This window comes from Achromobacter sp. 1011791174, assembly GCF_059760925.1.
Genome location: NZ_JCBANH010000155.1, coordinates 1 through 7,900, shown reverse-complemented (window position 1 = coordinate 7,900; position 7,900 = coordinate 1). Strand labels below are relative to the sequence as shown.

7 protein-coding genes and 1 pseudogene are annotated in these 7,900 nt (G+C 70.9%); 3 read left to right on the top strand and 5 right to left on the bottom strand.

Annotation, left to right across the window (positions count from 1 at the left end):
- Positions 1–616 (top strand): annotated as a pseudogene (locus AC6LJ5_RS29315) (sulfite reductase subunit alpha); the annotation flags it as partial.
- Positions 617–668: 52 nt separating this feature from the next.
- Here the strand turns inward: AC6LJ5_RS29315 and AC6LJ5_RS29310 are convergent.
- Entirely contained in the window at positions 669–1,628 is a 960-nt protein-coding gene (locus tag AC6LJ5_RS29310) for a tripartite tricarboxylate transporter substrate binding protein BugE (RefSeq protein WP_392409911.1), read from the bottom strand.
- 25 nt (positions 1,629–1,653) lie between these two features.
- Positions 1,654–3,105 carry an N-acyl-D-amino-acid deacylase family protein gene (locus AC6LJ5_RS29305; RefSeq protein ID WP_498142338.1) on the bottom strand — a complete coding sequence of 484 codons (1,452 nt, stop codon included), beginning with the start codon at positions 3,103–3,105 and terminating at the stop codon, positions 1,654–1,656.
- A 91-nt stretch (positions 3,106–3,196) separates the two neighbouring features.
- Between AC6LJ5_RS29305 and AC6LJ5_RS29300 the strand changes: the two genes are divergently transcribed.
- Positions 3,197–4,165, top strand: coding sequence for a LysR family transcriptional regulator (locus tag AC6LJ5_RS29300; protein WP_103275205.1), 969 nt, complete (start codon positions 3,197–3,199; stop codon positions 4,163–4,165).
- 4 nt (positions 4,166–4,169) lie between these two features.
- On the opposite strand, the gene AC6LJ5_RS29295 is transcribed toward AC6LJ5_RS29300, so the two are convergent.
- The 3 genes from AC6LJ5_RS29295 to AC6LJ5_RS29285 form a co-directional block, all read right to left on the bottom strand.
- A complete protein-coding gene (locus AC6LJ5_RS29295; protein WP_392409914.1) occupies positions 4,170–4,613 on the bottom strand; it encodes an SRPBCC family protein in 444 nt (147 codons plus the stop codon).
- A gap of 93 nt (positions 4,614–4,706) precedes the next feature.
- On the bottom strand, positions 4,707–5,537 hold the full coding sequence (locus tag AC6LJ5_RS29290) for a phosphoenolpyruvate hydrolase family protein (RefSeq protein ID WP_103275207.1): 831 nt from the start codon (positions 5,535–5,537) through the stop codon (positions 4,707–4,709).
- Positions 5,538–5,548: 11 nt separating this feature from the next.
- Positions 5,549–6,763 (bottom strand): Tm-1-like ATP-binding domain-containing protein, encoded by a 1,215-nt coding sequence (locus AC6LJ5_RS29285; RefSeq protein ID WP_392409916.1) that lies wholly within the window; start codon positions 6,761–6,763, stop codon positions 5,549–5,551.
- Positions 6,764–6,918: 155 nt separating this feature from the next.
- On the opposite strand from AC6LJ5_RS29285, the gene AC6LJ5_RS29280 reads away from it, so the two are divergent.
- Positions 6,919–7,620, top strand: a complete 702-nt coding sequence (locus AC6LJ5_RS29280; RefSeq protein ID WP_498142339.1) for a TetR/AcrR family transcriptional regulator — start codon at positions 6,919–6,921, stop codon at positions 7,618–7,620.
- Positions 7,621–7,900 lie beyond the last annotated feature (280 nt).

Below are 7,900 nucleotides of genomic sequence, written 5' to 3'. Positions count from 1 at the left end.
CGGCGGGGAACTGCTGCCGCACCGCGAATACTCGATCGCCTCGCTGCCCGCCGACGGCGCGCTGCAATTGCTGGTGCGCCAGATGCGCGGGCCCGATGGCGACCTGGGCCTGGGCAGCGGCTGGCTGACCCACGTGGCGCGGCTGGGCGACGAGATCGATCTCCGGCTGCGGTCCAACCGCAGTTTCCACGCGCCCGACGACGACCGGCCGATGATCCTGATCGGCAACGGCACCGGCCTGGCCGGCCTGCGCGCGCTGCTCAAGGCGCGCCTGGCGGCGGGCCGCCATCGCAACTGGCTGGTGTTCGGCGAGCGCCAGGCCGCGCATGACTGGTTCTGCCGCGCCGAGATCGAAGGCTGGCGCGACGCCGGCCAGATCGAACGACTGGACGCCGTGTTCTCGCGCGACCAGGAAGAAAGGCGCTACGTGCAGCACCTGCTGCGCGAACAGGCCCACATGGTTCGCGCCTGGACCGACGCGGGCGCGGCGGTCTACGTCTGCGGCAGCCTGCAAGGCATGGCGGGCGGCGTGGATGAGGCGCTGCGCGACATCCTGGGCGACGCCCGCTTGCAACAGCTGCTGCACGACGGCCGCTACCGCCGCGACGTGTATTGAAGCGGCGCGCGCGGGGCCTGCCGGCCGCGCGCCACGCCGCCGCGATACGCCCTTATTGCAGCTTGATCTGGGCCTTGTCGATCACGCTCTTCCAGCGGTCGCGCTCGGCCTGAATCTGCGCACCGAACTCGGCCGGCGTGTTGCCCAGCGGGAAGGCGCCGGTTTCCTCCATTTTCGCCGCCGTGGCCGGGTCGCGCACGGCCTGCGCGAAGGCTTGCGCCAGCTTGTCGCGCACGTCGTCGGGCAGGCCCGCCGGCGCCACCACGCCGTACCAGGCGGTCACGTCATAGTCCTTGTAGCCCTGCTCGGCGAAGGTCGGCACGTCCGGCAGGCGCGGGTTGCGCGCCGGGCCGGTAATGGCCAGCGCGCGCAGATGATTGCTCTTCAGATACGGCAGCGACGACGGGAAATTGTCGAAGATCACCGGCACGACGCCGCCCACCGTGTCGGTCAGCGCCGGCGCCGAGCCGCGATACGAGATGCTGTTCATCTTGCCGCCGATGATCTGCAGGAACCAGATCATGCCCAGGTCGTTGACGCCGCCCGCGCCGGCGTTGGCGTAACCGTCCCGGCCCGGATTGGCGCGCACATGCTCGACGAACCCGGCCAGGCTCTTGGCCGGATACTGCGGATTGACGCTGAGGATGTTGGGGCTGGTCACCAGATTGCTGACCGGCGTGAAATCCTTGACCGGGTCATAGGCCAGGTTGGGAAACAGGTGCGGCGCGGTGCCGTGCGTGCTGACGGTGGCCAGGCCGACGGTGTAGCCGTCGGGCTTGGCGCGCGCGGTCGCGGCCATGCCGATGGTGCCGGACGCGCCGGTGCGGTTTTCCACCACGATCTGCTGGCCCAGGATCTCGCCGGCCTTGGCCGCCGCCAGGCGGCCCACGATGTCGGTGGGGCCGCCGGCCGGAAACGGCACGATCAGCGTGATGGGGCGTTCGGGGAAGGCGGCATGGGCGGCCGGCAATGCGGCGGCCAGCGCCAGCGCGGCGCAGGTCTTGCGGAACATGGGGAGTCTCCTGTGGATGGAATCGTTATGCTTGCGCCGCGATCGAGCGGCGCAGGATCTGCCCGGGACGCGGCGTGTCCGGCAAGGGCGGATGCACCTGTACGCCGTTGACCAGCACGCGCTCGACGCCGGCCGAGGGCAGCGTCGGCGCTTCCCAGGTGGCCAGATCGGCCACCGTGTCGGCGTCGAACACCACGATGTCGGCCCAGGCGCCCACGGCGATGCGGCCGCGTCCGGCCAGGCCGAACACGCGCGCCGGCAGCGCGCTCATCTTGGCCACCGCCGCCTCCAGCGTCAGCAACTCGGCTTCGCGCACATAGCGGCCCAGCACGCGCGTGAAGCTTCCCCACAGGCGCGGATGCGGATGCGCGTCGTTGGGCAGGCCGTCCGAGCCGACCATGCAGCAGTCATGCTGGAAGATGCGGCGCACCTCGTCCTCGTCCATGGCGAAATAGATCGCGCCGGCCGGACAGAGCCGGCGCGCGGCCTCGGTCCTGTCGCACCCCCAGTCGGCGGCGATGTCGGCCAGGTAGCGGCCCGCGCACTCGGGATGCGGCGTCGACCAGGTGACGCGGATGTCGTCGATCTGCTCGGCGCGCTCCGGGATCAGGATGGTGGAGCTGCCGGGATAGGGATAGATGTCCAGCGCCACGTCCACGCCCTCGGCGCGGGCGCGGTCGATATTGGCCAGCGTGGCGCGGCTCTTGCCCCAGTTGCGCGGCATCATGCACTTGTGATGCGACAGCACCGTGGCGCAGCCGCTCTGGCGGCCGATGGACAGCACCTCGTCCACCGATTCCTCGACCGTGTCACCCTCGTTGCGAATGTGGCTGGTGTGCAGCGCGCCGCGCGCGGCCGCCACGCGGGCCAGTCCCTCCAGCTCGGCCGCCCGCGCCATGCCGCCCGGCTGGTAGGCCAGCCCGGTGCTGAAGCCGACCGCGCCGGCCGCCAGCGAGGCGTCCAGCATACGCTCCATGGCGCTCTGTTCATCGGCCGTGGGCTGGGCCGACGGATCGCGCATGGCCGCCAGCCGCAGGTTGGCGTGGCCGACCAGCGCCGCCACGTTGATCATCGGCCGCTGCGCCTGCAACGTGGCGAAGTACGCATCCATGTCGGCGTACAGCGGCGACTCGCCCAGCAGGGCCAGCGCCGCCGCGTGATTGCCCGGCAGCGGCGCGGGCGCGCCGCTGATGCCGCAGTTGCCCACCACCACCGAGGTGATGCCCTGGCTGGTCTTCCAGGCCAGGTCCGGTTTTTCCACGAACATCAGGTCGTCGTGACCGTGCACGTCGATGAAGCCGGGCGCCACGATGCGTCCCGCCGCGTCCAGCCGCCTGTCGGCGATATAGCCGGACAGGTCGCCCAGCGCCGCGATGCGGCCATCCGTCACGCCCACGTCGGCGCGCACGCGCGGCCCGCCCAGGCCGTCGATGACCCAGCCGCCTTCGATGATCAGATCCAGCTTGTCCTGCCGCATGCGCGTGTCCCGGCTTGATGAAGGTCCTAGTATCGGCCGGCCAATCAATCTGGAAAAATTGTTTTTATCGATCCATCCATCGTGATTTGAAATGAATCGCCTGCCCAAGCACGTCACGCTCAAGCACCTGAACGCCTTCGTGGCGGTGGCCCAGGAGTCCAGCTTCACGCGCGCCGCCGAGCGCCTGTTCCAGACCCAGTCCTCCGTCACCAGCCTGGTGCGCCAGCTGGAGGAAGCGCTGTCCACGCTGCTGTTCGCGCGCACCAGCCGGCGCGTGCTGCTGACGGCGGCGGGCGAGGAATTCCTGCCGCGCGTCATGCGCCTGCTGGCCGACTTCGACGGCGCCATCGGCGACGTGGTGCGCTTCGGCGCGCTGGAGCGCGGACGCGTGGGCGTGGCGGCGGCGCCGTCGGCCATCACCCAGATCATCGCGCCGGCGGCCGCCGCCTTCGCCGCGCGCCATCCCGCCGTGCGCCTGTACCTGAGCGACGACAACTCCGGCCGCATCCAGCGCAAGGTGGCCGCGCGCGAGGTCGATTTCGGCCTGACCAGCCGTTGGGCGGACGCGCCCGGGCTGGATTTCGAGCCGCTCCTGGAAGACCGCTTCGGCGTGCTGTACCGCGAGGACGACGCCGGGCTGCGCCCGGGCCGGGACGGCACGGTGCGCTGGGCGGACCTGGCCGGCCGCCAATTGGTGGGCGTGGTGGACGAGACCGGCATCATCGCGCTGCTGCGCGCCCGCGCCGACCTGCCGATCGAGGCCGCCGCGCCCTTCCATGAGGCGTCCAGCACCACCTCGCAGGCGGCGCTGGTCAAGGCGGGACTGGGCGTGGCGCTGCTGCCGGCGCTGGCCGCCGAGCGCGTGCGCGAGCCGGGACTGGCCTACGCGCTGCTGGCCCGGCCCACCATGGTGCGCACGGTCTGCCTGATCCGCCACCTGGACTATCCCTTGAGTCCGGCGGCCGATGCGCTGATCGGCGCGATCCGCGATTATTTGAAAACGGCCGAGCTGCCGCCCGGCTGCGCCCGCGCCGCGCGCAAGCGCGCGGGCAGGGCCTAGGGACCTAGCGGCGCAGCTTCTCGTCCAGCGCCTTCAGCCCCGCCGCGAACACGCCCTGCCCCACGGCGCCGGCCACGGCCGCCAGATCGGCGCCGGCCTCGACGCGGAAGTCGGCCCACCATTCGACCAGCGTCAGCCCGCCTTCGGTGACGCGGCGCAGCTGCACGCCGGCGACGTAGTCGCGCATGGGCAGGTCGGTCTCGATGATGGAATAGCGCAACGCCGTGCCCGGATCGTCCAGCATCAGCAGCTGTTCGCGCACGAAGCCGGACGGCTGCAGCGTCAGGTGCCGCACCGAACCCAGTGCGTCCGCGCGGCCGCCGTCCTCAAGGCGGCTGACGGCCACGCCGGGATGCCAGCCGGCCAGGCCGTTGAAATCGCGAAACATGGGCCAGACCTGCTCAAGCGGCGCATGGATGATGGCGCTGATATACACGGTGTGCGACATGCGGGGCTCCTGTCGAAGCGGATGCGGTGAAGGAAGGATGGAGTGCGGCGATAGACAAGAAAAAGGCGCCGTGCACGGCGCCTGGTAAACAGCTTAGAAGGTCAGACCCTTGAATTCCCGCGTGGCCGCGGTCAGCGCCTGTTCGGTGGGCAGGCGCTCCATCGAGCTGGCGCCGTAGAAGCCATGGCAATGCTTGCAGGCGCGCAGCACGTGGGCGGCGTCCTCGGGCGTGGCGATGGGACCGCCATGGCACAGCACGATCACGTCATCGCGCACCGCCAGCGCGGCCGCCGCGATGCGGTCGATCGCGGCCACGCAGTCGTCCAGCGTCAGCGCGGTTTCGGCGCCGATGGAGCCGCCGGTGGTCAGGCCCATATGCGCCACGATGATGTCGGCGCCGGCGCGGGTCATGGCCACGGCGTCAGCCTCGTTGAACACATAGGGCGTGGTCAGCATGCCCTTCTCGTGCGCCAGGCGGATCATGTCCACTTCCAGCCCGTAGCCCATGCCGGTTTCTTCCAGGTTGGCGCGGAAGGTGCCGTCGATCAGGCCCACGGTGGGAAAGTTCTGCACGCCGGCGAAGCCCTGGCGCTTGAGGTCGTCCAGGAACACGTCGAAATCGCAGAACGGATCGGTGCCGTTCACGCCCGCCAGCACCGGCGTGCGCTTGACCACGGGCAACACCTCGCGGCCCATGTCGACCACGATCTCGTTGGCGTTGCCGTAAGCCAGCAGGCCCGCCAGCGAGCCCCGGCCAGCCATGCGGTAGCGGCCCGAGTTGTAGATCACGATCAGGTCGATGCCACCGGCTTCCTCGCACTTGGCCGACAGCCCCGTGCCCGCGCCGCCGCCCACGATGGGCTGGCGGTCGCGCACCATGGCGCGGAACTTGTCCATGAGTTGGTTGCGGTCAAAGCGCGGCATGGCGGCGGTCCTCAGTGTTGGGCGATTTCAAGGTACTGCTCGACCGCCGTGCGGGCGAACAGCGGGTCGTTGATGTGGCAGGGCACGCGCACCAGGCGGCGGTCGGCGGTCTGCACCAAGTGCGTTTCCAGCGCGGTGAACAACGCGGCGTCGGCCTCCGGATCCCAGAAGGCCTGGCCCGGCGCGTCCAGCGCCGACACCCCGCCCTCGGGGATCAGGAAGCGCACCGGCCCGTCGCAGCGGTTCAGCCGGCTGGCGATCCACTCGCCCTGGCGGGCGTTCTCGGCGGGCGTGGTGCGCATCAGCGTCACCTGCGGATTGTGGGGATAGAACAGGCGGCCCTGGTAGCGTTCCGGCACGGTCTCCATGCCGCCGAAGTTCACCATGTCCAGCGCGCCGCAGGCGCCCACATAGGGCGCGCGCGTGCGCGCCACGGCGCCGAAGCGGTCCTCGGTGCAGGCCAGCACGCCGCCGAACAGGAAGTCGCAGACCTCGGTGGTGGTCAGGTCCAGCACGCCGGACAGCAGATGGCTGTCCAGCAGTTTTTCCATGGACTGGCCCCCGGTGCCCGTGGCGTGGAACACCAGGCAGTCGTAGTCCGGCTCCAGCAGCGGCACCACCTGCTGCACGCAGGCCGTGGTCACGCCGAACATGCTGATGCCGACGGCGGGACGGCTGTCGTTGTCCTGGGCCGCGCTGTCGGCCTGGCGGAACGCGCCGCCAATGGCGCCGGCGGCATTGGCCAGCACGCGGCGCGAGATGCGGTTCAGCCCGGCCACGTCGGTGACGGAGTACATCATGGCGATGTCGGACGGCCCGACATAGGGCGCGACGTTGCCCGAAGCCATGGTCGATACCATCAGCTTGGGCACGCCGATGGGCAGCGCGCGCATGGCCGGCGTGATCAGCGCCGTGCCGCCCGAGCCGCCCAGGCCCAGCAGCGCGCCGATGCCGGCGTCGGCGGCGGCGTAGCGCTCGAAGGCCAGCGCCATGGCGGCGATGGCCGTGCCACGGTCGCCAGTGAACACCGCCTGCGCGCCGCCCGGATGACGGGCGGCCACCTCGCGGGCCTGCACGCGGGCGGCGCTGGACGCGCCGGTGGTGGACACGTCCACCGTCACCACGTCCAGACCGTCGCGCGCCAGCAGGCCGGCCACGTATTCGGCCTCATGGCCCTTGGTGTCGTAGGTGGCGGCCACGTAGACCCGCCGCTTGGTATTCGTCATGACTCCTCCCGCGGGCGGCTACACTCGATGCGCGCCTCGATATGTGCCGGGGCGAGCCCGGCTTGTAGAATTCATAAATGAGACGAAAGAATCATACTGAGACGACTGTCTCACGTCAAACCCGAACCGCCCCGCAAGCGGCGTCCGCGCGCGCCCTGATCGCCCCCGCCAGCCGCCAGGCCGAGGCCAGCGGCGAGCCGCCGCACGGGCCGCGCGCGCGCATGCGCAAGATCCTGCTGGACGCCGCGCAGCAGCTCATGGGCCAGGGCATCACGCCCTCGGTGGCCGAGCTGGCCGAGCACGCCCAGGTGTCGCGCGCCACCGCCTATCGCTATTTCCCCAGCCAGAGCGCGCTGATCGCCGCCGTGGTCGACGAAAGCCTGGGCCCGATCCTGGCCTGGGAATCGAGCGCCGACGACGCCGGCGCGCGCGTCGACGAGCTGCTGCGCTTCGCCTACCCGCGCCTGGAGGCGCACGAGGCGCCGCTGCGCGCCGCCATCCAGGTCTCGCTGCAACAGCACGCCGAGGCCAGCGCCGGCCGCGCCGGCAACGAGCCGCGCCTGGTGCGCGGCCACCGTGTCGACATCCTGAAGCGCGCCATCGCGCCGCTGGCCGGCGCGCTGACGCCGGCGCAGCAGGAACGCGTGGCGCAGGCCCTGTCGCTGGTCTATGGCACCGAGGTGTTCCTCGTGCTCAAGGACATCTGGCGGCTGGATCTGCCCGAAGTGACCGAGGTGGCGCGCTGGACCGCGCAGGCCATCATCAGGCAGGCATTGGCGGACGCCGAGGCTGCGACGCCGGGCAAGAAGGACAAGCCCACGAAAGGCGGCAAGAACAGCGACAGGCGCGGCGGCTAGGCCGCCCCGGGTCGCGCCGCCGGCCGCGCGCCGGCGCCACGTCCCCGCTAGCGGCGCGCGCCGGCGCCAGCCTGTCATTCCCACGTCACCGGCAGCCGGCATAGTCCCGCCCTGCGCGGCGCCGCGAGTTGTGGGCCGCCCTGACGCTGGAGCTATGAATGCAGTTCGAAGTAACCCGCCTGCGGCGGGCCCTGATGCCCTTGTCGCTGGCTTGCGTAACCCTGTTGAGCGCCTGTGGCGGCAGCGACGACGATGACGACGCGCCCGCCAAGCCGCCGGT